Here is a 26,254-nt window from a genome sequence, read left to right on the forward strand (position 1 = left end):
TATAATAATTGCTTTTATTATTTTAATAATTTACTTGAGGCCAAGTTCCTTACTCATTCTATAATAATTGGGAGGCGCTAATCCCAATTTTTTTGCAGCATCCGCGTCGGAAGCGCTTTTTTCCCGCACATAAGAAAAATACTGATGCCTAAATTCAACTTCCAAATCCTTTAAAGGCAGAATGTCCTTAATTAAATCGAAATTGAAAATATTGCCTTCTTTACTTTCTTTATATAATTCGGCACTTAATACTCCTCTAATTAATTTTTCATCTATTCTGTTGGAATCTAAAAACAATAGTCGCTGAACAACATTTTTCAATTCCCTTACATTTCCAAACCAGCTGTAGTTTAAAAGATATTCCATTCCCGACGAATCTAATGAAGGTTTCTGCAAACTCATTTCTCTGCTGAAACGCAATAAAAAATGTTCAATAAGTTCACTTATATCAGATTGTCTTTTCCTTAATGGCTGAATTTTTATTGGAACAACATTTAATCTGTAATATAAATCTTCCCTAAATTTATTTTCACGAACCAACTCTTCAAGATTTTTATTAGTTGCGGCAATAATCCTTACATTGACTTTAATTCTATCTGTTCTGCCTATTTTTTCTATTTCACCTTCTTGAATTACGCGAAGCAGTTTTACTTGAGCAGAAGGCGGCAATTCGGAAACTTCATCCAAAAATATTGTACCGTTGTTGGCAATTTCAAAAAGTCCGAGTTTTTTATTAACCGCGCCGGTAAATGCTCCTTTTTCATAGCCGAATAATTCACTTTCAATTAAATCGTGCGGTAAACCTCCGCAATTAATCGGTACGAATTTTTCATATTTTCTGTTGCTTCTGTAATGGATATTATTTGCGACCAATTCTTTTCCGGTGCCGGATTCTCCATAAATTAAAATATTTACATCCGTCTTAGCGTATTTTTCAATTTGATCCAATAACTGTTTTGTAACTTCGTTATTTCCAATAATTTTTTTCTGCATTAAGATTTCGTCAATATTTTCTTTCAATTTGCTTTTTGAAATTAAATTTTTGAGTTCCAATTTGCGTTTTTCATAACCATTAAAAAGGCTTATTAAAAAGTCAGTAGGCTGATAAATAAACTTTTCAATATCTCCGGGATATTTTGTACAGTACCAAAAAGCTCCGGCATTTAATAATCTATTAGCAAAATCAAAATCAGTCATATCAATTGTAAGTTTGGTAATCACAACAATTTGAATTGAATAGTCTATTTTTTTAATTTCCAATATTAACTCTTCACCGCGCAAACCGCCGGCAATTTGGTAATCCATAATTATTACGTCGAACGCGGAAGGTTTTTCTCTTATTAAATTCAACGCGTCAAGTCCGTTTGAAACAATATCAATTATTTCTAAATTTTGATGCATAAGTTCAATTGTATTTTTTACTCTTCTTACATCAAAATCTTCATCTTCAATCAATAGAATTTTTACTTTTTCATTAAGCATTAACTTCTCCTAATTTTTAATCATCAGCAGGAATTTTGCGCCGCCTTCCGGCGTGTTATCGGCATCTATGTTCCAAAGACATCTTTTGGTCGCCATTTGATGCGCAATATAGCAGCCGTATCCTCTGTTGGATATTTCGTCATTTGTAGAAATACTTTCCGAAAATATTCTCTTAACACCTTCGGGATTTAACTTAAGCAGTTCTGAATTAATTCCTATTCCGTTATCTCTAATTTCAATATATGAAATTCTTTTTTCCTCATCGAATTTGGTTGAAATTGTGATTACAACATTTTTAACTTTTGCATGATCAATGCAGTTTTGAATTAAAGGCTCGAGAATTTCCCAAACGACAAATTCATTGATTTTAACGCTTGGAATTTTTTTATCTAAATTTAACCTAAAACTGAAAACATTTGTGCTTTTGGAAATTCTTAAAAATAAATTATCTACAATAAATTTAATTACTTCATTAATGTCCGTTGAAAAAATCGGATTTCGAATTGTATGAATTGGCGGATCATACCATTTCATATCATAAATTACTCGTGAAATGAAATTTGCGTATTTGTTCAACTTATCTTTGGAAGAAGAAATATTCTCAGTTGTTAAATGCCGCAAATCCTCTTTAATAAATCCCATCACTTTTTCTGCTTTATGATGAGTATGATAAATACGTTTTGTAAACATCGCCTCTTTATTGTGATCTATTTGATCTTTCAAATGTTCTTCGCGCTCTTCATAAAATAATGTTTTCGCTTCATCCCTTTCTTTAACCGTATAAGAAGAAATATAATACATTGCAAGCAATCCCAGCACAATTAAAGAAGTATATATAATTGCTACTTCGTCGTAACTTGATAAAATTTCTTCGGTAATAAATTTAAAATCCGGTTTATTTTTCATATAGAATACGCCAATAAACTCTCCGTGAGGAACGAAAGGAACCAGAATGTGAAAATTCTGGTTATTATCCAAAATGCTGAAAATTTCCTCTTGTTTTACTAATTCATTTTTGTGTTCTAAAAACAAATCGGCTGCTTTTTTAAATTTGGAATTAACTGGTAAAAGTTCATCGGTTCTATGATTTAAAAAATCATAAAATACTTTTCCATCATTTATTATAAACGGAACATCTTTTTTCAAAATTATTAGGCATGTTTGTTTTACGTTAGGCTCAAGCATTTGCTGACTGAATATGATATTGAAAGATTGGATAATTTTCTTTCTGCTTTCTTCATTTTTCTCAACATTGCTGTTAAGGTTTTCAACCAATAATTCTAAAGACGTTGTGTTTAAATTTGCCATTCTTTCAGCGGAATCTCTTTGATACCAATTCTGAGTTTTATCCAAAAAATTTTCCAACGATGTTTTCTGAATAATTGATAAAATAATCTGAAACGCTATCAATATTATAAGTAATACAGTCAAATGCTTAAATTCAAATCTGTATCTGCCAAAATTTTCCGATAGTGTGTTTTTTTTCATCGAATTATAATTCTGCCGGTTTTTATTGTTTCGTCTGCTTTTTCAAGAGCTTCATCTATTGTAATATCTTTCTTAATTACTTTATTTACGTAATACGAAATTACATCTGAAAGTTTAGTATAATCTTCAATCAAAGGTCGGTGAATTCCTTCATTTAACAAAGATTTATCTGTTATTAAACCGGGATATTTCTTAATAAAATCATTATCTCTATAAATTGAATTCAGAGTAGGAAGATAAGCGCCGATTTCATACATCTTTTTTTGCGATTCTTCATCGATTATAAATTTAATGAATTGAAACGCCTCACTTTTATGTTCGCTATATTTGGAGATCATTAAGTTCCAACCGCCTAAAACCGAAACGGACTTTTTTCCTTTTAAATGCGGAATAGGAGCTTTTCCAATCAATGAATCTAGATTATCAACATTAAACATTGAAATAAAATCTCTTTCCGAACTTGGCCAGCCTCTAAGAAATACGGCATTATTTTTTGCAAAGTATTCATAACATTCGTTTTCATTAAATTCAGTTACATCTAATGGAGTTAAAAATTTTGTGTTGAAGAGATCATATATAAACTTAAATGTTTTCCTATTTGCTTCCGATTTTATATCGAACCTATCTGTAATATTAAAATTATTTGAAAAATTATAAAGTATTTCCATATATGAACAAACCAGACCTTCATAATTATCAGCGGGAAAAATGTAGTATTGGTTTTTATCCAGATTAAAATATTTTCGGCAATCAATGAATTCATCCCATGATATTCCATTTAAAAGTTTTTTTTCAAATGCCTTGTAATTGGGAATCTGTTTGATAAGATCTTTTCTATAAAATATTGTTCCTATGTCTAGGTAAATCGGCAATGCAAACAAATGATTATTAAATTTGCATGATTCCAGAGGTTGACTTAATATATCAGTCGTATCATTTGGTGTTACATATTTATCTAGCGGTTCAGCCCACTTAGCGAATCTGGCGGTCCAAATTAAATCAACGGCAAAAATATCCAACTTTTTACTTTTACTTCTTAAAGATCGGGCAATTAATTCTTTTCTTTCATTTGTGCTGAATTTGCTGAATGGAAGATCGATTGGTTCAATTCGTATTTTCCCTTTGTTGATTTTATTGAACTTTTCGATTAAGTATTTATGCGCGGATGAAATATTATCAGCGTATGTAATTACAATTTCAGAATCGTTTTTTGTAAGGTTTGAAAAACTGTATAATGTCGAATAAAATATTCCCGCAAGAACAATTGCCGCTGTAAATGAAACAGCCATATAAAATTTTCTATTGTTCTTGTTCATTTTTTTGTAAAGTTTTAGTCATTCGAATTTCAAAATGAAAATTAGACAAATTTTTTGATTCATTAAAAGGTTTTAGAAAAGGATTTTATTTTAGATAAAATTTTCCACAATGTGAAATTATTTCCTTGAAAAGCAAATTCAAGCCGTATTTTTTCAATCATTATTGTTATATAAATTTATTTATTGAGCCGAATTCGAATAAAATTAAAGAATGTTGATAATTATTTTGGGAAAGTTTAATTATATTCGCACATAAATTTTGACTTAAATATATAATTATACCTTTTAATAATTAGGAAATACGCCAATACTTACTGCTTAATTTAGTTGTGGTAGTTTATTGCAAAACGAGTAATTATGGGAATCAAAAATAAAACTTATTCATTAGCTAAAGATAAAATAAAAATATTACTGCTTGAAGGTTTACACGAAAACGCGCATAATTTTTTTGCCGAACATGGATTCACCAATGTTGAGTGCCATAAAAAATCTCTTGAAAAAGATGAACTAATAGAAAAGATTAAAGATGTTCATATTATTGGAATCCGTTCAAGAACAAACCTTACTGAAGAAGTTTTATCTCACGCAAGAAAATTAGTAGCAATCGGTTGTTACTCAATTGGTACAAATCAAGTTGATTTGGAATCGGCGCGCCAATATGGAATTCCGGTTTTCAACGCACCGTTTTCCAACACAAGATCAGTTGCGGAATTGGTTATAAGTGAATGTATTTTTTTTAATTAGGGGAATTCCCGAGAAAAATTTTAATGCGCATGACGGGAAATGGGAAAAGGACGCGTCAAATTCTTTTGAAGTAAGAGGTAAGAATTTGGGTATTGTTGGTTACGGACATATTGGCTCGCAAGTTTCAATTCTTGCTGAAGCAATGGGAATGAATGTTTTCTATTATGATATAACAAAAAAGCTGAATTATGGAAATGTGACAGCATGCTCAAGTTTGGATGAATTGTTAAAAGTCTCCGATATTGTTACTTTACATGTACCCGAAAACGAATCAACAAAAAATATGATCAGCGCCCGGGAATTATCATTAATGAAAAAAGGTTCATTATTGATAAATGCGGCACGCGGAACCGTTGTTAATTTAGACGACCTTTACCAAGCTTTGGAACAAAAGCATATTGCCGGCGCGGCAATTGACGTTTATCCCGAAGAACCTTCATCCAATAAAGTCCCATTTGTTAACCCGCTGCAGAAATTTCAAAATGTAATACTCACGCCTCATATCGGCGGTAGCACAATTGAAGCACAAGCGAATATTGCTTTAGAAGTTTCATATAAACTTGTGCATTATTGTGACGTCGGTTCTACAATCGGCGCGACAAATTTTGTTCAAATATCACTAACACCAAACATTGATCGACAAAGATATTTGCATATTCACAAAAATCAGCCGGGAGTATTAAACAAAATCACAAATGTTTTCACATCAAGAAATCTAAATATTGCATCGCAGTATTTACAAACTGATCCTTATATAGGATATGTAATAATCGATATTGACGGGAAAGAACAAACAGAAGAAATTATTCGTGAACTAAAATCAATTCCCGAAACTATTAAGACAAGAGTTTTGTTGTAATTTTATATTGGTTCATATTGTTAAAGTTATAATCGCAAGATTTTTTAGAGCCAAACTTTACTGACTTAACTTTATAGGAAGATTCGAGAAGTTATTTTGAAAAATTCGAACTTGACATGAATTTATTTTTTTGTTGCCCTGTCAGGATTCGAACCCGAAACAAAGGTTCCAGAGACCTCTGTGTTACCATTACACCACAGGGCAATTTTTTAGGTTAACAAATTTAAGAAATTTTTAGAAAGAATTGATGGATAATTTACAAGAGAAATCCAAATGAATGGATTTCTCTTTTATAAAAATATAAATCTTTATTTTGCGATTAGAAAAAAAGTGAGAAAGAAAAGAATAACAACGCAGCAAAATATACAAATCCAAGATAAATTTTTACTTGCTCAATATCAGCCGATTTTACTTTTTCAATATAATTTGAAATTGATTTGGAAGGATTTTCATTAACGTATTCATCTAAAATCACACTTGAATTATTTAATTTTTCAATTGCTGAATTTGACTTAATCATTCTCTCCCCGTTGAATTTTCTCCTTGTGTGTCCATAATTATGCCAGAAAAAGAATTTTGATTTTTGTTTGATTTTTGTGATTTGTATCAAATTGGAATGAAAAAAATCGAATTTAATGTTTCGTTATGAAACACTATAAATGTAGGTTTTTGATTTGAAACACAATATTACACGTAAATAATTCCAAAAACTAAGTAAACATTGTTCAGATTCTATTTGATTTATTTACTTTAAGCGAGACTTTTAATGTCGATAAATAACTTCCTAAAAAGCCCAATACTATTCCAATGGCTGATATTAGCCCAACAATGTAATATGTTTCTTCTTTAATAAATTGCGCGGCATAGATTTGTACTAAAAATTTTTCAATAATAAAATAAAAGATTATGCAGATTATAGCAGATAAAATTCCCATGAATATTCCATTAAGAATAATAGGTATTTTTATAGTGCTTAACTTTGCGCCAACCAACTTCATAGCGGTATATTGATTCAATCTCGAACTTAACAATAATCTATTATTTGAATAAACCAAATAAATTGAAAGTAAAACAAGAATAAAAGAAATAATGTAAATAACCTTTTTAGATTCGTTTATATAATTAAGCACTTTTAATGTAAGTGTATAATCATATACAACATCTTCAATTCCGTTTATTTTTTTAAGATTATTGATAATCGGTTCTATGGTTGAAGGATTTACACTATCGGCAACCAATTTAACTTGAAACATAGCGGGCAGCGGATTTGCTTCCAAAACAGACGAAAAATCTTGTCCGGTTTTTTCTTTCATAATTTTTAAAGCTTCATCTTTGCTTACAAAAGTTTTGGAGGCAACATATATGTTTTTATCAAGATTGTTTTCAATTTGCTTAATTTGCGTTTCGTTAGAACTATCGCTTACAAACAAGCTGATCTGAATATTATCTTTTAAATTCGAATTTATAATTTTTGAAAAAATTACCAGACCAATTGAAAATGTAACGAAAACAATTGCTATTGCCGTTGTTGAAATTATCAGCAGAGATGCCAATTTTGATTTGAACAAAGAGCTGATTGTTTCTTTAATATAATACCATATCATAAAACTTTACCAATTTTTTATAATTAAATTTACTAAAAATTTGATTCATCAATCCAAGTTAATATTTTCCACTTATTGTCCTCGGATTTTTGCAATTGAAGATTAACTTTTCCGTCAATAAATTGTATGTCGGTAGGATTAAATGTTACAGTTAAATTAAAGCTTCTTGTAACATTGGTTGAATCGGCGGAAATAGCAACAATTCTGTTCCAAATCAAATCAAGTCGTTCTACATTGTTGAATAATCCGTAAGTTGTTCTCATTTCCAATTCTCTTCCCCACGCGTTATCTATATTGCTTTCATAATCTCTGTATGAAAATGTAAATTCGGGATCCAGCAAACTGCCGTAAATTGTGGTGTCTTTAAAAGTATAAGCATATTGGAGATTATTAAAGACGCCGTCTATTGTGCTTAAATCGCTGATTAATGCGGATTCGTTGCCAATATTTTTGTCAATTTCCGGCGCGAAAGGATTGACGCAGCTTAATATAAATATCTGGCTTGTTAAAAATAAAAAGGCGATATTTTTTTTTGCAAGGATCAATAAAATCTACCTTTTAATTCGCTCCAGCTTGGGTAATCTTCAGTCTTATTATCTATCCACTCAACAATAACCCATTGGTTATTATCATCTAAACGAATATTAAAAAAAGCATTGCCTTTATAAAAATTCGGGATGTTTTCATTTTCGAACGGCAAAGTAATTGAATAATTATAATTTCTGTTTTCACTTTTTTCGGAAACCGAATTTGAAACCAATTGAAGACTTAAAACAATCTGCTCATTTTTTGAAAGACCGTTTATCAAATTTCTGAAGTATGATTTTTCGGAATCCAAATTCCAATCGGATAGAATATTATATTTTAAAATTGCCTCTGATGAAGGTGTGAATTTAAATTCTAATTTTAGAAATGAACTATCCACAAAATTGCTGATATAATCCTTTTCAATTTTTTCCGAGAAAGAATTTTTTAGGTTTATAAAAAGCTGATCCGGTGTTGTTGCCGAAATATAACTTGATCTTACCGTTTCGGGATCTTCCGCATTTCGTGTGGTTAACAGATCACAAGACAAAATAGAAACGGAAAATATGATCAGAAAAATTATTTTTGAAATATTATTATGCATCTTTTTGATTCTTTTTCGTCAAATTTATTGCCGTTATAATCTCCAAAACTTTTGAAAATTTTAAATCCAATTTGAGAAAAATTCCGCACTAATTCATTATATGAATAAAGTCTTACAGATTCTGAAAATTTAACTTCATTATCTTTATGCGAAATTAGTATTTCCTTGTTTACTCTGCCATTTACAATTTTTCTGGATTCTAAAATTCTTTTGCCGTCAATATTTTTTTTAGAAAACGGTACAATATTTTTTTGCAAATATTCTTTATTTAAAAAATCCAAAACATAGTAGCCGCTTTCGTTAAGCATTTGAAAAGCATGTTTAACAAATTTAAAATTCTCATCGTCCGTTTCAAAATAGCCGAAACTTGTAAACAGATTTGCGACTAAATCAAATTTTTCATCGACAAAAAAATTTCTTAAATCACTTACAATAAAATTTATTTTAAGATTTTTATCATAAGCACATTGAATTGCGATGCTCAATAAATTTTTGCTTAAATCAAAAGCCGTTACATTGAACTTATTTTCCGCAAATTTTACCGCATGACGTCCAATTCCGCAAGCAGCGTCGAGAATATTGGAATTTTCCTTAAGACTAATCTGAGATAAAATTAAATTAACAATTTGCGCGGCGTCATTTTCATTTCTATGATTGTAAACATCAAGATAATAATTTGATGAAAACCAATCCTTAAACCATTCATTCTGCATTTATATTTCAATTCTATTTAAAACGGCGCGACCAATAGTCGCTTCATCCGTAAATTCCAGATCTCCGCCAATTGGTAAACCTCTTGCAAGCCTTGTTATTTTTATATTCAGCGGTTTCAGAAGTTTTGCAAGATATAGCGAAGTTGCTTCTCCTTCGGTATCGGGATTAAGCGCCAAAATAATTTCATTAACGTAATTGTTTTTCAATCTTTCTACTAATTCTTTTATTTTAAGATTTTCAACACCAACTCCGGAAAGCGGTGAAAGAACTCCGCCTAAAACATGGTAAATTCCGCTAAATTCATTTGTATTTTCAATCGCTATAATATCGCTAGCATCTTCAACAACACAAATTGTAGATTTATCTCTTTTAGGATTTTGGCAAACCGAACAATATTCTTCGGCAGAAAGATTAAAGCACGTTTTACAAAATTTGATTTTGTCCTTTAAATCCGAAAGCGCTTTAATTAAATCTTCAATTTCTTTCTTATCTTTTTTAACAAGATGAAGCGCCAATCTTTGGGCGCTTTTTTTACCAATAGACGGAAGTTTGTTCAACTCATCAATCAATACTCTAATTGGTTCTGCAATTTCCAAATTAAAATCCCGGAATATTTAAACCTGGAGGAATCATTCCTTTTGTAATATTTGCCATATCTTCTTCAGCCATTTTTCCGGCGGATTCCAAAGCTTTATTTACGGCGGCAACAATTAAATCTTCCAGCATTTCTTTATCGCCGGATTTTGCAATTTCATCATCTATTTGTAAGGAAACCAATTCTTTTTGACCGTTGCAGGTTGCTTTTACCATTCCGCCGCCGCTTTCCGCGGTTACGGTTTTATTTGCCAAATTTTCCTGCGCTTTCTGCATTTCTGCTTGCATTTTCTGGATTTGTTTCATCATTCCAGCCATATTTCCTTTCATTAAACCTCCAAAATTTATTTCTTTTCAAAGTTCTTATTTGCAAAATTAAATTTAATGAAATTCTTGTATTAATATATTACTTTTGTTTTTTCAATTTTTTTGAATTACAAACATGCTAACAAAGTACGGATATCCAACAATAGGAATTTCGGCATTTATTTCTTTTTTGCTGATTCTTTTCTCAATTTTTGCAGAAACTAACATTATCCGTTTTCCCTTATTTTTTTTGGGACTTTTTATTTTAATATTTACTTTAAATTTTTTCAGAGATCCGGATAGAACAACTCCAAAAATTGAAAATATTGTTGTTTCTCCCGCTGACGGAAAAATACTACTTATTAAAAATGTAATGGAAAAAAGATTTCTAAACGAGGAAGCAACTCAAATTTCAATATTTATGTCTCCTTTAAATGTTCATGTAAATAGAATCCCTATTGATGGAAAAGTTGATTTTTTAAAATATATAAAAGGCGAATATCTAGTTGCTTATCATGATAAAGCAGATGAACGAAACGAAAGGACCGAAATAGGTATTACATCAAAATTCGGTAAAGTATTATTTACGCAAGTCGCCGGAATGGTTGCCAGAAGAATTGTTTATGAATTAAATATTGGCGATAGTGTTAAAGCCGGTGAAAGATTTGGAATGATAAAGTTCGGCAGCAGAGTTGACGTTATTGTTCCAAAAAGCTGGAGAATTTTAGTTAATGAGGGTGATATTACTAGAGCTGGTGAAACAATTTTGTTTGAGATAAATTAAAAATGAAAAAATCTTATATTCCTAATTCAATTACTGCTTTAAGTCTTTTAAGCGGATTTTTATCAATAATTTTCACCAGTAAAGGGGATTTTCAATTAGCCGCAGTAATGATATTTGCCGCGGCAATTTTCGATTTGATCGATGGTATTGTAGCCCGCTTACTAAAAACTTCAAGCCAATTTGGCGTTGAATTGGATTCACTCGCGGATATTGTAAGTTTCGGTGCGGCTCCGGCGTTTTTAATTTTTAGTTTTCATTTTTATAAACTGAATGGTATAGGAATAATTATAAGCTCATTTTTATTGATCTTCGGAGCTTTAAGATTGGCAAGATTCAATTCGCAAATTGAAGATTTGGAAACAAAAAGCGATTTTAAAGGTTTACCGATTCCGCTCTCCGCAATTACTGTTGCAATATTTGTTTATTATGTTTATAACAACGGAGAATTTATTAAACCTTTATTTTATGTTTCTATTCCCTTAGTTTTTGTTCTTTCGTTTTTAATGATAAGCAATATAAAATATTCGGCATTTCCCAAGCTTAACAAAACAACATTAAAAGGGAAACCTTATTATTTAGTTTTGGCAATTATTGGTTTAGTTCTAACGTTTTTAACAGATGGAACTGCTTTATTTTATATAATATTGGGTATTGTTTTATTTGGAATAATAAGACATATTGCAAAAAAAATTCTAAAATAAATATTTCACTTTTTTAAAACATAATTGAGATCAAATTGTATAAAGCAACAGTAATTATTAGAACAAGAAAAGATATTCTTGATCCTCAGGGCAAAGCCGCCGAACAAGGCGCAAAACTTTTAGGATTTTCAAATGTATCAAAGACAAGAATTGGCAAATATGTTGAGTTTTTTGTAAATACAAACGATAGAAATTTGGCCGAAAATGAAATTAAAGAATATTCGGAAAAATTATTGAGCAATCCTATAATGGAAGATTTTGAATTTAAAATTGAAGAAGTAAATGAAGCCTAAATTTGGAGTTGTAGAATTTCCCGGGTCAAATTGTGATCACGATGCGTATTTTGCCGTTAAAAAAGTTTTGGGTTATGATGCCGAATTTTTGTGGCATAAAGAAAAAGAATTAAAAAATTCCGATGTAATTATTCTTCCCGGCGGATTTTCTTACGGTGATTATTTAAGAACCGGAGCAATCGCGCGTTTTTCGCCAATAATGGAATCTGTAATTTCCTTTGCAAATAAAGGCGGAATTGTAATTGGAATTTGTAACGGATTTCAAGTATTATTGGAAGCCGGTCTGCTGCCCGGTGTAATGATTAAAAATGAATCTTTAAAATTTGTCTGTAAAGACGTTTACTTAAAAGTTGCGAATAAAAATTCAATTTTTACAAATCAAATTGATAAAGATGTTATTAAAGTTCCAATCGCTCACGGTGAAGGTAATTATTTTGCCGACGAGAAAACATTGAATTCATTAAAAGAAAATGGTCAAATAATTTTTGAATATGTAAATGAGTATGGATTTGCAGATGAAAACTCAAATCCAAATGGTTCAAAACTCAATATTGCCGGAATTTCAAACAAGAACGGAAATGTACTTGGTATGATGCCTCATCCGGAAAGAGCTTGCGAATCAATATTAAATAATACAGACGGACAATTAATTTTTAAATCGATTGTCAATAAATTAAAATAAAAATTGAGGTAATTATGTTTGGAAGCTTAGGCGCAACAGAGATCATTTTAATTATAGTTGCAATAATTCTTTTATTCGGCGCTAAGAAAATTCCTGAGCTTGCACAAGGCGTAGGCAAAGGTATGAAAGAATTTAAGAAAGCAATTAAAGAAGTTGAAGACGATATTAAAGATGTAAAAGACGATGTTAATTCTAAAAAATAATTAGGATTACTAATATTGTCTATATATAAAAATCATTCGGAAAAGTTAGAATTAATTAAATCCGGAAAATTATCGCTTTTAGAAAATGTTGAATTTTTCCTAAATCAAATTGAGCAGAACAAAGATTTAAATGCTTTCAATTTTATTTTTGAAGATTGCGTAAATTCAGCTGAGTTAATACAAAGCAAAATAAAAAATGGCACTGCGGGTAAACTTGCGGGAATGGTAATTGCCGTTAAAGATGTTTTGGCAATAAAAGATAAACCGCTTACATGCTCATCAAAAATTTTAAGTAATTTTGAATCTTTATATACAGCAACCGCAATTCAGAAACTGATAAATGAAGACGCGATTATTATTGGAAAAACAAATTGCGATGAATTCGCTATGGGTTCATCCAATGAAAATTCATACTTCGGACCAGTAAAAAATCCTGTTAATAAAAATTATGTAACCGGTGGATCGAGCGGCGGATCGGCAGCGGCAGTTGCGGCAAATTTATGCGATGTCGCAATTGGAACTGACACCGGTGGTTCAATTCGTCAACCTGCCGCATTTTGCGGAATTTTTGGGATGAAACCAAGTTATGGAAGAGTTTCAAGATTTGGATTGAATGCGTTTGCCTCTTCTTTTGATTCAATTGGTACATTTGCAAAAAATATATACGACATCGCACTAGTGCACGAAGTTCTTTCAGGTTTTGATAATAATGATTCAACTTCTGAAAATGTTACAGTTCCTGAATATTCTTCATTAAAAAAAGATATAGAAAATATTAAAATTGGAATTCCTAAGGAGTATTTTGCTGAAGGTTTGAATGAGGAAGTAAAATCTGCGATTGATAAAAAAATTGAGCTCATCAAATCCAAAGGAATTGAAATTGTAGAAATAAATTTACCAATGACGGAATTTTCAATCGCCACTTATTATATTTTAACAACTGCCGAAGCATCATCAAACTTGGCAAGATTTGACGGTGCACGTTACGGTTACAGAACTCAGCAGAAAGTCGGACTTAAAGAAATGTATACCAAATCCAGATCGGAAGGATTCGGTACGGAAGTTAAACGCAGAATTATGCTCGGCACTTATGTATTATCCGCCGGATATTACGACGCTTATTATCGCAAAGCGCAAAAAGTAAGAAGACTAATAAAAGAAGATTTTGAAAACGCATTTAAAGAAGTTGATTTAATCTTAACGCCTACTTCACCCACAACCGCTTTTAAAATTGGCGAAAAGTCCAGTGATCCTTTGGAAATGTATTTAAGCGATATTTACACTACTTCGGCAAATTTAGCCGGTATTCCCGGTTTAAATATTCCGGTTGGTTTCGATAATAACGGACTGCCGATTGGAATGCAATTAATGGCAAATCAATTTGAAGAAGATTTATTATTGAGTTTCGCAAACACAATTTAATATTTAGCTTCTCAAATTTTACTGGAATTAAAAATTATAAGGAAGTAATTAACATATGTCTGATTTACATAAATGTATAAACTGCCAAAGAGATGAAACGATAATTCCACTTGTTTCAATAAGATTTTCACAAATACCAACATGGATTTGCACACAATGTTTGCCTACATTAATACATGATCCCGCGAGATTGGAATCAAAATTCAGAAATATGGATGTAGAAAATCCCGTAAAACCAAAACTAAATTAGAAAAATGAAACCTCCGAGGTTTTTAAAACCTCGGAGGTTTATTCATTCTACTTTAACAAAATTAACTTAGTGAATTTTTCAAATTGTTTATTTTTAATGTAGCATTTATTAAGATGTTTTGGAATTTGCTTTTAATTTAGTTTGTCAAAACACCCTTAAAATATGACGCCCCCGCATCTAGTGTTGGCCCTGAAGGCATAAAATCTCCATATATTTCATTTTTTGTAAATGTAAGTCCCGAAAACCAAATTGTTTCAATTGATTCAAGTTCACTATTTGTATCTATCCAAAATTTATTATTAAAATCTTCGTTCTCGCGAAAAGTCTTAATTGTTTTGTAACCTATTGGCTCCCAATAAACTTTTCCTTCATAGGGATATGTATTTTTAGTAAAAATAATTTCGGTAGGTTTACCATAGTTATTTTCAAATTCCTTTATGGGAATTTCACCGATTTCGATTATTTTATATTTGAAATGAACTTCAGGATCAGTTGCGCAAGCAGTATATAATGACAACGCAGCTATAAATAGAAAAATTCGTTTCATAATTTTTTCTCGAACAAATTATTTAAAAATAATTCTTTAATCTGATACAATTAGATAATTATTTAATTCCAATCAAGTTATTTTATAATGGCCTAATCTTTTAAATTATTATTAAAATTGATTCACTCAGTTTTTTATAGGATGAGTTTTTACGTTTTTTAGACTAGTTTGGAATTTCTAATAAAAGGAAAACCGAAAAATGAAACCTCCGAGGTTTTTAAAACCTCGGAGGTTTATTAAATCTACTTTAACAAAATTAACTTAGCGGATTTTTCAAAATGTTTATTTGTGTTAAGTGCAGTTGCTTCAAATCTATATATATAAATTCCACTAGTTACTTTTGAATTATTGTTACTAGTTCCATCCCATATTATTTTATGTTTTCCTTCATTTTGAATTTCTGATACCAATGTTTTCACTAGCTCACCCATTATATTATAAACCATAATTTTTACATTTGCTTCTTGCGTCATTGAATATTCTATTGTCGTTGTTGGGTTAAATGGATTAGGATAATTTCCCATTATATAAAAATTATTTGAAATATTGTGAGTTGCTTCTCGAACATCAACAGTTTGATTATATTTTATTTGAGTAAGCCCTCCTTTCCAGCTTCCAACCCATTTATCATAGTTTTTATCGATGTAAATGGTTAGAATATTATTATCAATAAATTCGGAATTCTGCGTATTATAAATTTTCCAATTAATTTCATCATATTCTACCATTCCCTTATCAGTTGCAATCCACAAATGCCGGTTCTGGTCAATTGTTATAAAATTTATCGAATTACTGGGTATCTCGGAATTTGATGTGTTAAAATTAATCCAAATATTTTCTTTAAATTTTATTACACCAGCTGAATATGTCCCAATCCATTTATTATTATTGTCATCTATAGATAAAGTTAAAATGTAATTATCCGGTAATTCAGAATTTGATGTTGTAAAAACTTGCCAAGAGTTTCCATCAAATAATGATAGACCATCCCAAGTGCCAATCCATATATTTCCATTATTATCAATCTCAATACAGCTGACTGAATTACCGGACAGTCCAGAATTATTAGTATTATAATTTATCCAATTTATTCCGTCAAACTTAAAAATACCACTGCCATTTGTTCCTATCCAAAGATTTTTTGAATTATCGATAGTAATATCACTGATAAAATTATTTGTCAATGATGAATTTGAACTGTTATAATTTTCCCATTCCGTTCCATTAAATTTTGACAATCCATCGTTAGTTCCAATCCAAATATTTTGCTCATCATCTACAATAAGAGAATTAATAAAGTCATTTTGTAAATTAGAATTTTGACTGTTAAAGTTAATCCAATTATTTCCATCATATTTTGTTAAACCGCTGCCGAAAGTCCCAATCCATTTTATATTATTTTCATCACTAACAATTGCACTTATGAAATTATCTGGAATTCCCCAATTTAGTCTATTCTTCACTTCACAAGATGTATCATTTAATATTGCGATTCCGTTTGTTGTTCCTATCAAGATTTCATTATCTTCAGAAATAATAATTGAATTTACTTTATTTTCAGGCAAACATGAATTTGCAGAATTGATTAAAGTCCATGAATTCCCATCATATTTTACCAAACCATTATTACCGGAATGCCAATTAAAAGTTCCGAACCAGACATTTTGATTTTTATCAACTGAAATGCATGGTGGGTTTGAAAAATAAATACCGTTTTCGGAACCATAATAAGTATTCCAAATACTATCTTTTAATTGACTTATACAACTAACACAACTTATCCATATTGTATTGTTTTGGGCAAATGCTATTGAGTTAATTCTATTGTCTTGAATATTCGAGTTTGATGTATTGAAATTTGTCCAAACTGAATCGTCAAATTTATCTAATCCATGTATGTCAGTTCCAATCCACTTATTATTTACGCTATCTATTTCAATACAATATATGTAGTTTGAAGATATACCGGAATTTGAATGATCAAATTTTTGCCATGTAATACCATCGAATTTAATTAATCCCGCGCCATTTGTACCAATCCACTTATTTCCCAAATGATCAATGGTAACACAACTTAAAATGGTATTGGGTAGTTCTGAGTTTTCAGAATTGTATTTTGTCCAATTGTAATTATCATATTTTAACAATCCATCCTTTCTTGTTATAAACCACTTATCTCCATTTAAATCTACCGCAAGATCTAAAATGTTATTATCCGATAAATTTGAATTTGAGCTATTGAAAAAAAATGTTTTGTCATTCACCTTATCAATCTCAACTATGCCGCCATCTGTCGCTGCCCAAATAATCGAATCTTCAAGTGCCAATGCGTTTATACTTTTACTGCATAAATAATTTTGCCAAAGCGAATCTTGTGCAAAAATATTACTAGTAAAAATCAAAATAACTATAAATAGAAAAATTCGTTTCATAAACTTTCTCCATTATATTTTTTAATAAATAACTCTTTAACTTATTATTATTAAATTTTTATACTAAATAAAAATAATTATTTAATTCCAATCAAGTTATTTTATAATGGCCTAATCTTTAAATTATTATTAAAACTGATTCACGCAGTTTTTTATAGGATGAGTTTTTACGTTATTTAGACTAGTTTGGAATTTCTAATAAAAGGAAAACCGAAAAATGAAACCTTCGAGGTTTTTAAAACCTCAGAGGTTTATTCATTCTACTTTAACAAAATTAACTTAGCGGATTTTTCAAAATGTTATTAAAAACTTCAATTCATATAATAAAATATTTCGAAAAATTTAAGGCCTGAATTCTATACCGATAGAAAATCTATAGGTCGCGAATGAGTTTTGATTGTCATCTAAAAAATATCTTCCGATTGTTAAAAATTGATTTTTTAACACTATATCAACTTGAGGACAAATTGAAGATTTGTATTCCAATCCAAACAAAAAACTAGTTTTCTCAAAAGGTGCGGCTCCCCAAGAAAACCAAATATTATGGATAATTCTATGACTGAGTAAAATATGTAATTCATTAAAAATAGTTGTTTCGTTTTTAGTTAAAGTATCACCATTGACATAAAAAAACGGTTCATTAGATTTATTACTCTTTAAGTAAACCGGGCTATAATTTAAAGAAAAGGTGTTGCTGCTTGTTAAGTAATATCCCAAAGAAAAAGTTGTGTTAAAATTCGGATAAAATCTCTTATCACCTAAAAGGAATCCGCCCATTGCTGAAATACTAATTTTATCCCCTAAATTCTGTTGCGCATATTGCTGTGCGTTTGCTTTGGTTAATATTAAAATGAATAATAAAGCAATAGTTTTCATAAAACGTCAGCTATTTTTTTAATTATAATTTTTCACTTTCAATTATGAATTAAATAATACATTAGAATTCTTTTAAAATATTACTCAAAATTTTATTAAATTTTAAATCAAATTTAATATAAAAAAAATCAAGGAATTTCTAATGAGCATCTTACTTGAGAAAAAAACAAAAGTTATTGTGCAGGGAATTACAGGAAGTGAAGGTTCATTTCATGCAGGACAAATGATAGAATATGGAACAAATGTAGTTGGCGGTGTTACTCCCGGAAAAGGCGGAACAGAACATCTTGGAGTTCCGGTTTTTAATACTGTAGCCGACGCCGTTAAAGAAACAAAAGCTGAAGCTTCTGTAATTTTTGTTCCTCCGGCATTTGCCGCCGACGCAATTCTTGAAGCCGCTTATTCCGGAATTAAACTTATAATTTGTATTACAGAAGGAATTCCAGCTAAGGATATGGTTCAAGTTTTTAATGCAATTAAAAATAAAGATGTTAGACTTATCGGTCCAAACTGCCCGGGAATTATTTCTCCTGGAAAAGCTAAAATTGGAATTATGCCGGGATTTATTCATAAGAAAGGCAAAGTTGGCGTTGTTTCAAGAAGCGGAACTTTAACTTACGAGGCTGTTAAGCAATTAAGTGATTTAAATATCGGTCAATCAACTTGCGTGGGAATCGGCGGAGATCCGGTTGTGGGTTCACAATTTATTGATATAATAAAATTATTTAATGATGATCCGAATACTGAAGGAATTGTAATGATAGGTGAAATTGGCGGCAACGCGGAAGAAACCGCCGCAGAATTTATAAAGAAAAATGTTAAAAAACCTGTTGTTGGATTTATAGCGGGTCAAACCGCGCCTCCGGGAAGAAGGATGGGACATGCCGGAGCAATTATTTCGGGAGGAAAAGGTACAGCTTCAGAAAAAATGAAAGTAATGAAAAAAGCAGGAATACACGTTGTTGAAAGTCCGGCTGAAATTGGAATTACTATGCAGAAAGCATTAAATAAGTTAGGCAAATAAAAATAGGTTAAAAAATTATTAACATATACATTTCCTGCCATTTTAAAATTGGAAAGGTAATTAAAGGTTAAAAATAATAATTAGATGAATATAAGCAAGATTAACTCAATTATAGGAAAGCTTTAAGTTCATAGAGTAGAAGATTAATAAACAATAAAAACAATTATGGAGTAATATTTTGAGCAACAGAACACTGGCAATTCTAAAACCGGATTGCGTTGAAAAACAATTAATTGGACAAGTAATTCAAAAAATAAATGAAGCCGGATTCAAGATTTTAGCAATGAAAATGGTTAAGTTAACAAATGATTCGGCTGGCGGATTTTACGCGATTCATAAAGAAAAACCATTCTTCAAAGATTTATTAACTTATATGACATCAGGACCTTGCGTTCCCATAGCATTGGAAAAGGTAAACGCGGTTGCAGATTTCAGAAAATTAATCGGTGCTACAAATCCGGCTAACGCGGAAGCGGGAACAATTAGAAAGCTTTATGCCGAAAGTATTGAAAGAAATATTGTACATGGTTCAGATTCAGATGAAAATGCGGCAATAGAAATTTCACATTTCTTCTCCAAAAAAGAGTTGTTGGAAAATAACGGTTTCTAATAAAAGAATACCAAAATTTCTTAAACCTCCGAGGTTATAAACCCCGGAGGTTTTATTTTTTAGGATAATTTTTAATGGCATTAAAAAAATGGAATAAACTTAACGAAAAAGTTTTATTCCAAAATAAACATTGGACTTACAAATTAGACCAATTTGAAATAGAGGGAGTTGTAAAGAGTGAATATCATTATGTTCACTCTCCCGGTTCCACAATGGTAATTCCAAAATTGAACAATTTGAAAATTCTACTTACAAATCAATTCAGATATTTAAATCAAAAAGAAAGTTTGGAATTTCCCTGCGGTTCAATTGACGGAAATCTAACAAGGGAACAAAACGCGTTAAAGGAATTGCGGGAAGAAACTGGCTTAAGCGGTAATCTTAAATTTGTCGGTGAGTTTTCACCTTATACCGGTGTTTCCAACGAAATTTGTTCTGTTTTTATTGCAACCGATTTGATAAAATCTCCCCTTCCATCTGATTTGACGGAAGAATTTGAATTATTAGAATTAACGGTTGAAGAGTTTGAAAATAAAATTTTTGAAAATATAATTTGGGACGGATTAACATTATCAGCATGGCAATTGGCAAAAAAATATTTTATTTACTGATTTTTAATTTTATAATATTTGGCTTTTCGTGCACGGAAAAAATAGAGAACAAAAATTTTGTTCTTACTGGAGCCGATGTTCTTCTTACAGAAAATTTAAATTTAATTGAGAATAAAAATCTCGGCATTATAACAAATCACACCGCGATTTTAAAAAACGGAATTCATTTAGTTGATACTCTTTCAAAATTAGAGAATATTAAAATCGCAACATTGTTCAGTCCGGAACACGGAATTAGAGGAAATTTACCTGATGGGAATTTAATTTCGGACAGTACCGACACAAAAACCGGAATACCAATTAAATCGCTTTATGGAAATATCCATAAACCTACTAAAGAATATTTGAAAAATATTGATTTATTGATTTTTGACATTCAGGATGTCGGCGCAAGATTTTACACATATATTTCAACAATGTATTATGCTATTCAATCCGCATCGGAAAACAATATTCCTATAATTATTTTAGACAGACCAAATCCGATAAATGGAATTACAGTAAATGGACCAATGCTTGATACAAATTTTTCATCTTTTGTAGGAATTACAAATTTACCTATTCAGCATGGAATGACAATTGGCGAGTTGGCAAATTATTTTAATCAGCCGGAAATTTTAAAGACCGAAAAACCGGCGAATTTGACAATCATTAAAATGAAGAATTGGAAACGCGAATTTTATTTTGATGATTGTAATTTGAAATGGATAAATCCAAGTCCGAATATACCAAATTTGGAAACGGCCGTTATATATCCCGGATTATGCTTGATAGAAGGAACAAATATTTCAGAAGGCAGAGGAACATATTCCCCATTTGTATTGATCGGAAGCCCGTATATCAATTCCAATGAAGTTATAAATGAGATAAATAAATTTGATGTAACAGGTTTGAAATTTAAAGATACAACCTTTACTCCGGTAGAAATACCAAATATGTCATCAAATCCAAAGTATAAAAACGAAAAATGTAATGGAATTTTAATTAAAACAACTGATAGAAATAAATTAAATCCCATAGAAATTTCTATAAAATTGATATATACATTTCATAAATTATACCCTGAAAAATTTTCGTTTAGGGAAAGTTCAATAGATAGACTTTGGGGTTCCAACAATTTTAGGGAAAACATACTTTCTGGTAAAACTCCAAATGAAATTATTGAATTATATCAAACTAAATTAAACGAGTTTAAGAAAATTAGAAAAAAATATTTATTGTATTAGAACTTAGGGAATAAAATGAAATTAAAAATTTTTATAATTGTATTGATTTTAGGATTTGCGGCTTGCAGCAATGATAAAGATAAAAGTAAATCGGAACAAAAAGATAGTATTACTGTTGGGGGTAATGTTGAAAAAGAAGAAGTTATTGGACCCAAAATTCATCTTAGCTACAAATTTAAAAAAGGCGATAAATTCAGTTATATGCTTAATACATCTTCTGTAAATTCGGAATCTATTTCTGCCGATACAACTTTGACAAATTTAATTAAGCAAAACGTAACTTACGTTTTCAATTTTGTTGTAAATAATATTTCGGAAATTGAAGGAACGGAATTAACGTCAACTATTGCATCCATTTCCGCCGAATCTAATTTCAACAAACAAAATATTAAATACGATTCAAAATATATTTACAGCACACGTGAAAAAATTCAGTTTGTTGATTATGAAGCTGTAAAAAAAGTTCCTTTTAGAATTTATGTTAATAATATTGGACAAGTTACTAAGGTTGATAAAATCGAAAAAATAGTAAATAATATTTTATCAATTCAGCAGGTCCCGGATACTTTAAGCAGCGCGACAAAAGAAAAAATGAAATTTAATATTGCCAACGGAACACTTATGCCTTTAATTCAGCAAGTCTTCAAAGTTATATCTGAAGATGAAGTTGGAGTTAATTCAACTTGGGAACTTAAGTTTAACACTCCGTTAGCAGTATTTGATGTTGAAAACACAGCGGTATTTAAAATAAAAGAATTGAACTTTGATAAAGATACAGTTGCAAATATTACTTCAAGTTTGCTGATGAACGTAAAAGGAAATAATGTTGTAACTGAAAATAAAATTAAATATACATTCGATACTCCAAAATTAGATGGCAGCGGAAGAGTTAAATTCAATAATACAAGAGGCTTGGTCGAGTTTTCTGAATCGAAAACAAATTTGCAGATGTCGATGTTAATGGAAGGTATGGACAGCAAGAACCAGTTAAAGCAAAACAGAAAAACTGATAATTCGACTAATATCAATACTGTGAAACTGCTTTAACAAAATGTGTATTTCTTTTTGCATTTTTTTGTTTTAACTGAATTGCAAAATTATAGTTGTTATTTAATATAGAACTTTAAAATGTCGGCACATCGGAAAATTTGTTGATGAACCATTTGGTGCGTAATTTATTATTTCATATTTGTATTGCTTGTATCATTATTCCGCTAAATATTTTTTCTCAAAATACCGGAACAGTTAGGGGCAGAATAACAGATTCAAAAACTGGCGAAGCTCTTTTATACGCTAATGTTTTAATAAAAGAACTTCAGCAAGGTACCTCAACTAACAGCGACGGTTATTTTATTTTTTCATCTGTTCCTGCAAATAAAAATTACACAATTCTCGCGAGTTATGTCGGTTATGAAAACAGAGAATTAAAACTCATTGTTGAATCAAAAAAAGTTACTAAAATTGATATTGCATTAAATCCATCAAGTTTTGAATTGCAGACAGTTGAAAAAGTTGGTCGCAAACAAATTGAAACAAATGCAACAGATGTTGGACTTCAGGTAATTTCTATTAAGGAATTGCAGGCTTTGCCCCAAGGTGTTGAAACAGATTTGTTTAGATCCTTGCAGTATGTGCCCGGCGTAAAAACAACAGGTGATATTTCATCAAGATATTATATAAGAGGCGGTTCCGCAGATCAAAATTTAGTTTTGTTGAATGGTTCACCAATTTATAATCCTTTTCATGCGCTTGGTATTTTCAGCATTTTTGATCCTGAAATTGTGAACAGTATGGAATTATATAAAGGAGGATTTCCTGCTGAATATGGCGGAAAAGTATCATCTGTATTAAATATTATTACAAAAGACGGAAATAAAAATAAATTTAACGCAAACAGTTCGTTAAGTTTTCTTACAGCTAAAGTTTTGGTAGAAGGTCCAATTCCATCCGGGTCATTTATACTTTCCGGCAGAAAGACTTATTCCAACAGTATATTTAAAAAATTTCTAAATAACCAAGATGTTCCATTGGATTTTTATGATTTTTCTTTCAAAGTTAATTACTCAGATCAGGAAATTAGTGATGGAACAAAAATTACTCTGCACGGATTTTCGAGCCAGGATAATATAAATAGAGAAAGCGAATTATCGGAAGATTACAAATGGAAAAATAATTTGTTTGGTATAAAATGGTTTCAAGTCGCGGCTAACAGTCCAGTTTTTTGGGATATTGGTATAACGCTCAGCACATATCAAGGCGAAATAATTCCAAAACTCAGCAACGTTAAACCGCAGTTAAATGATGTACGAGATGTTTCTTTCAAAAGTAATTTCAATTATGTTTTCGACAGCAGCGATGAAGTTTTGGTCGGGTTCGATATAAAGGATATAAAAACAAAATTGAGATTGGAAAACAGCAGAGGCGCTGTTTCCGATGTAGTTTCAAAGGGAAGTCAAATTGCGGCATACGCAAAATACAAACTATTAAGGTTTGATAATCTTGGTATTGATCTTGGCGCAAGATTAAACATTGCACAATTATCGAGTAACAGCGGAAGTACAATTGATCCAAGAATTAACATCACATATAGTTTTATTCCGCAGGTTTCTTTAAAATTTGCTTGGGGTAAATATCAGCAGGATTTAATCACACTTACTAAAGAAGATCAGATTCTTACATTGTTTGAACCTTGGTTAATTACACCGGATTACCTTAATCCGACCAATTCAACACATTATATAGGCGGAATGACTTTAAGATTTACAGAGAACCTAACTTTGAATTTAGAAGTTTATTATAAATTTACGGAAAATCTCCCTGTTGTTAACGAGAATAAGATCTATGATTCGGATCGTGATTTTATTGAAGGAAATTCCGAATCGTACGGCTGGGAAACGATGTTAAGCTTTAATAATGAACTTATAAATATTACTGCATCGTATTCAAATTCATGGTCATATAAAACAGTTGATAACTGGGTTTACTATCCCAAATATGATATTAGACATAGTTTCAATACTGGCTTCGCCTTAAACATCGGCGATGGCTGGTTGTTTTCAGCAATGTGGATTTACAATTCCGGTTTGCCTTATACACAGTTAACAGGATATTACGACAAATACTATATAGATGATATTTACTTTAACGAAAATTATTTTGATTCAACGCTCCCCTATACGCTTTTGGGTGATAAAAATTTAGCACGGCTTCCAGATTATCATAGACTTGATTTAACGTTATCCAAAAAGTTAAGTATCTTTGGTTTGAATTTAACGTTCAACGCGAGTGTTTTGAATGTATACGACAGGAAAAATATTTTATACTTCAATCGTGATACCGGAGAAAGAGTAAACATGCTTCCATTTTTACCAACTGCTACATTAAAGGTTGAATTGTGAAAAAATTGATAAAATATTTTTCTTTATTTACTCTATTGCTGTTTAATATAAGTTGTGAAGATGATCTCAATCCGTTTGTAAAAGGCGATGATGTTTTTATTTTAAACTGTGTTTTAAAAAACGACAGGTCAAATCAAACCGCATTTTTATCTAAAAATTATTTCGTTGATAATTTCAGTCCAAAATCAGACACAAATGATCATTCATTAAAAGATGCTTACATTCGTATTTTCTACGATGATTCTGTAAAAATATTTTCAGATACACTTCTGCAAAAAAATGAAAATTCAAATCAAAAAGTTACAAGTTATTTTAACAATAATTTTTTAACAAAACCCGATACGGAATATGAAATTGAAGCCATCTTAAATGACGGACGAAGACTTAAGGCAGTTACAAAAACTCCGAAAAAAGTGTCATTTTTATTTTCAAGCGATGATTTAATTCCACCTGTAAATAAAAACGATGTGGCTGTTTATTGGGAATCAGCCGATGATCAGCTTTATTCCGCGGCAAGATTTTTATTTGTTTACTTTAAGAATGAAAACGGAAAACAAGTACGGTATGAGAAAGAAGTTCCAAGAGCTTATGTACTGGAAAATTCACGTTATGTCCCCTATTTTCCGGAACCTTCATACGCTAAAACCATTAGAGTTGAGATGGACGCGTTTAATAGAGCGTTAAATGAAATTTCTGAAGGTGATCCGGACAAGTCAAATTATACAATTCTTGCTTTCATTCTTGAAATTTTGGTATATGATAAAAATTTAACTGCGTATTATGCATCAAAAACAGAATTGGGTGAAGGATTTTCAATAACCGTAAATGAAAGTGATTATTCAAACATTACGGGCGGAAAAGGAATATTCGGTTCATTTATAAAGCAAAGATTTGCAATAAAATTTAGTATTGACTACATTCAGTCTTTTGGATATATAGCCGGTTTAACAGAGAATTAG

Annotated in this window: 27 protein-coding genes, 1 tRNA gene and 1 pseudogene; 15 read left to right on the forward strand and 14 right to left on the reverse strand. The window is 30.6% G+C overall.

Going from position 1 to position 26,254, the window contains the following annotated elements; genetic code table 11:
* Positions 1–30: 30 nt before the first annotated feature.
* The 3 genes from IPK06_07635 to IPK06_07645 are packed head-to-tail and all read right to left on the reverse strand — an operon-like array spanning position 31 to position 4,286.
* Entirely contained in the window at positions 31–1,482 is a 1,452-nt protein-coding gene (locus tag IPK06_07635) for a sigma-54-dependent Fis family transcriptional regulator (protein MBK7979866.1), read from the reverse strand.
* 9 nt (positions 1,483–1,491) lie between these two features.
* On the reverse strand, positions 1,492–2,970 hold the full coding sequence (locus IPK06_07640) for an ATP-binding protein (protein ID MBK7979867.1): 1,479 nt from the start codon (positions 2,968–2,970) through the stop codon (positions 1,492–1,494).
* Positions 2,967–4,286 carry an extracellular solute-binding protein gene (locus tag IPK06_07645; protein ID MBK7979868.1) on the reverse strand — a complete coding sequence of 440 codons (1,320 nt, stop codon included), beginning with the start codon at positions 4,284–4,286 and terminating at the stop codon, positions 2,967–2,969. Before IPK06_07645 ends, IPK06_07640 begins: the two co-directional genes overlap by 4 nt.
* Positions 4,287–4,643: 357 nt before the next feature.
* On the opposite strand from IPK06_07645, the pseudogene serA reads away from it, so the two are divergent.
* A pseudogene (serA, locus tag IPK06_07650) lies at positions 4,644–5,889 on the forward strand (phosphoglycerate dehydrogenase).
* Positions 5,890–6,022: 133 nt separating this feature from the next.
* Here the strand turns inward: serA and IPK06_07655 are convergent.
* From IPK06_07655 to IPK06_07690, 8 genes are all read right to left on the reverse strand, one after another.
* Positions 6,023–6,093, reverse strand: a tRNA-Gln gene (locus IPK06_07655).
* Between the two features lie 115 nt (positions 6,094–6,208).
* Entirely contained in the window at positions 6,209–6,409 is a 201-nt protein-coding gene (locus tag IPK06_07660) for a hypothetical protein (protein ID MBK7979869.1), read from the reverse strand.
* A gap of 205 nt (positions 6,410–6,614) precedes the next feature.
* Complete coding sequence (locus IPK06_07665; GenBank protein MBK7979870.1) at positions 6,615–7,493, reverse strand: hypothetical protein; 879 nt, start codon at positions 7,491–7,493, stop codon at positions 6,615–6,617.
* A gap of 32 nt (positions 7,494–7,525) precedes the next feature.
* Positions 7,526–7,984 carry a hypothetical protein gene (locus IPK06_07670; protein ID MBK7979871.1) on the reverse strand — a complete coding sequence of 153 codons (459 nt, stop codon included), beginning with the start codon at positions 7,982–7,984 and terminating at the stop codon, positions 7,526–7,528.
* Positions 7,985–8,034: 50 nt separating this feature from the next.
* Positions 8,035–8,622, reverse strand: a complete 588-nt coding sequence (locus tag IPK06_07675) for a hypothetical protein (GenBank protein ID MBK7979872.1) — start codon at positions 8,620–8,622, stop codon at positions 8,035–8,037.
* A complete protein-coding gene (locus IPK06_07680; GenBank protein MBK7979873.1) occupies positions 8,598–9,335 on the reverse strand; it encodes a class I SAM-dependent methyltransferase in 738 nt (245 codons plus the stop codon). The genes IPK06_07675 and IPK06_07680 overlap by 25 nt, the downstream gene beginning before the upstream one ends.
* Positions 9,336–9,932: a recombination protein RecR gene (gene recR / locus IPK06_07685; GenBank protein MBK7979874.1), complete on the reverse strand. Its 597-nt coding sequence runs from the start codon at positions 9,930–9,932 to the stop codon at positions 9,336–9,338.
* A 1-nt stretch (position 9,933) separates the two neighbouring features.
* Positions 9,934–10,260 (reverse strand): YbaB/EbfC family nucleoid-associated protein, encoded by a 327-nt coding sequence (locus IPK06_07690; protein ID MBK7979875.1) that lies wholly within the window; start codon positions 10,258–10,260, stop codon positions 9,934–9,936.
* Positions 10,261–10,372: 112 nt separating this feature from the next.
* Here IPK06_07690 and IPK06_07695 point away from each other — a divergent pair, with 112 nt between their 5' ends.
* The 7 genes from IPK06_07695 to IPK06_07725 are packed head-to-tail and all read left to right on the forward strand — an operon-like array spanning position 10,373 to position 14,571.
* Entirely contained in the window at positions 10,373–11,020 is a 648-nt protein-coding gene (locus IPK06_07695) for a phosphatidylserine decarboxylase family protein (GenBank protein ID MBK7979876.1), read from the forward strand.
* 2 nt (positions 11,021–11,022) lie between these two features.
* Entirely contained in the window at positions 11,023–11,721 is a 699-nt protein-coding gene (gene pssA / locus IPK06_07700) for a CDP-diacylglycerol--serine O-phosphatidyltransferase (protein ID MBK7979877.1), read from the forward strand.
* Between the two features lie 35 nt (positions 11,722–11,756).
* Positions 11,757–12,014: a phosphoribosylformylglycinamidine synthase subunit PurS gene (purS, locus tag IPK06_07705; GenBank protein ID MBK7979878.1), complete on the forward strand. Its 258-nt coding sequence runs from the start codon at positions 11,757–11,759 to the stop codon at positions 12,012–12,014.
* Positions 12,004–12,696 (forward strand): phosphoribosylformylglycinamidine synthase subunit PurQ, encoded by a 693-nt coding sequence (gene purQ, locus IPK06_07710; protein MBK7979879.1) that lies wholly within the window; start codon positions 12,004–12,006, stop codon positions 12,694–12,696. Before purS ends, purQ begins: the two co-directional genes overlap by 11 nt.
* A 14-nt stretch (positions 12,697–12,710) precedes the next feature.
* Entirely contained in the window at positions 12,711–12,899 is a 189-nt protein-coding gene (tatA, locus tag IPK06_07715) for a twin-arginine translocase TatA/TatE family subunit (GenBank protein MBK7979880.1), read from the forward strand.
* 15 nt (positions 12,900–12,914) lie between these two features.
* On the forward strand, positions 12,915–14,321 hold the full coding sequence (gene gatA / locus IPK06_07720; protein MBK7979881.1) for an Asp-tRNA(Asn)/Glu-tRNA(Gln) amidotransferase subunit GatA: 1,407 nt from the start codon (positions 12,915–12,917) through the stop codon (positions 14,319–14,321).
* Between the two features lie 55 nt (positions 14,322–14,376).
* Complete coding sequence (locus tag IPK06_07725) at positions 14,377–14,571, forward strand: hypothetical protein (protein ID MBK7979882.1); 195 nt, start codon at positions 14,377–14,379, stop codon at positions 14,569–14,571.
* Positions 14,572–14,707: 136 nt separating this feature from the next.
* On the opposite strand, the gene IPK06_07730 is transcribed toward IPK06_07725, so the two are convergent.
* From IPK06_07730 to IPK06_07740, 3 genes are all read right to left on the reverse strand, one after another.
* On the reverse strand, positions 14,708–15,118 hold the full coding sequence (locus IPK06_07730) for a hypothetical protein (GenBank protein ID MBK7979883.1): 411 nt from the start codon (positions 15,116–15,118) through the stop codon (positions 14,708–14,710).
* A gap of 242 nt (positions 15,119–15,360) precedes the next feature.
* The gene (locus IPK06_07735; GenBank protein MBK7979884.1) at positions 15,361–17,550 is read right to left on the reverse strand and encodes a T9SS type A sorting domain-containing protein; all 2,190 of its coding nucleotides are present in this window, start codon (positions 17,548–17,550) and stop codon (positions 15,361–15,363) included.
* Positions 17,551–17,892: 342 nt separating this feature from the next.
* Positions 17,893–18,426: a hypothetical protein gene (locus IPK06_07740; GenBank protein MBK7979885.1), complete on the reverse strand. Its 534-nt coding sequence runs from the start codon at positions 18,424–18,426 to the stop codon at positions 17,893–17,895.
* Positions 18,427–18,568: 142 nt separating this feature from the next.
* Between IPK06_07740 and sucD the strand changes: the two genes are divergently transcribed.
* The 7 genes from sucD to IPK06_07775 all read left to right on the forward strand — a co-directional run bounded on the left by sucD (position 18,569) and on the right by IPK06_07775 (position 26,254).
* Positions 18,569–19,450 (forward strand): succinate--CoA ligase subunit alpha, encoded by an 882-nt coding sequence (gene sucD / locus IPK06_07745; protein ID MBK7979886.1) that lies wholly within the window; start codon positions 18,569–18,571, stop codon positions 19,448–19,450.
* A gap of 178 nt (positions 19,451–19,628) precedes the next feature.
* Complete coding sequence (ndk, locus tag IPK06_07750; GenBank protein ID MBK7979887.1) at positions 19,629–20,060, forward strand: nucleoside-diphosphate kinase; 432 nt, start codon at positions 19,629–19,631, stop codon at positions 20,058–20,060.
* Positions 20,061–20,134: 74 nt separating this feature from the next.
* On the forward strand, positions 20,135–20,671 hold the full coding sequence (locus IPK06_07755) for an NUDIX hydrolase (protein MBK7979888.1): 537 nt from the start codon (positions 20,135–20,137) through the stop codon (positions 20,669–20,671).
* The gene (locus IPK06_07760; GenBank protein MBK7979889.1) at positions 20,638–21,897 is read left to right on the forward strand and encodes a DUF1343 domain-containing protein; all 1,260 of its coding nucleotides are present in this window, start codon (positions 20,638–20,640) and stop codon (positions 21,895–21,897) included. Before IPK06_07755 ends, IPK06_07760 begins: the two co-directional genes overlap by 34 nt.
* A gap of 15 nt (positions 21,898–21,912) precedes the next feature.
* Positions 21,913–22,944 carry a hypothetical protein gene (locus tag IPK06_07765; GenBank protein ID MBK7979890.1) on the forward strand — a complete coding sequence of 344 codons (1,032 nt, stop codon included), beginning with the start codon at positions 21,913–21,915 and terminating at the stop codon, positions 22,942–22,944.
* 107 nt (positions 22,945–23,051) lie between these two features.
* Complete coding sequence (locus IPK06_07770; GenBank protein ID MBK7979891.1) at positions 23,052–25,295, forward strand: TonB-dependent receptor; 2,244 nt, start codon at positions 23,052–23,054, stop codon at positions 25,293–25,295.
* Entirely contained in the window at positions 25,292–26,254 is a 963-nt protein-coding gene (locus IPK06_07775) for a hypothetical protein (protein MBK7979892.1), read from the forward strand. Before IPK06_07770 ends, IPK06_07775 begins: the two co-directional genes overlap by 4 nt.

The organism is Ignavibacteriota bacterium (assembly GCA_016713565.1).
Taxonomy (GTDB): Bacteria; Bacteroidota; Ignavibacteria; order Ignavibacteriales; family Melioribacteraceae.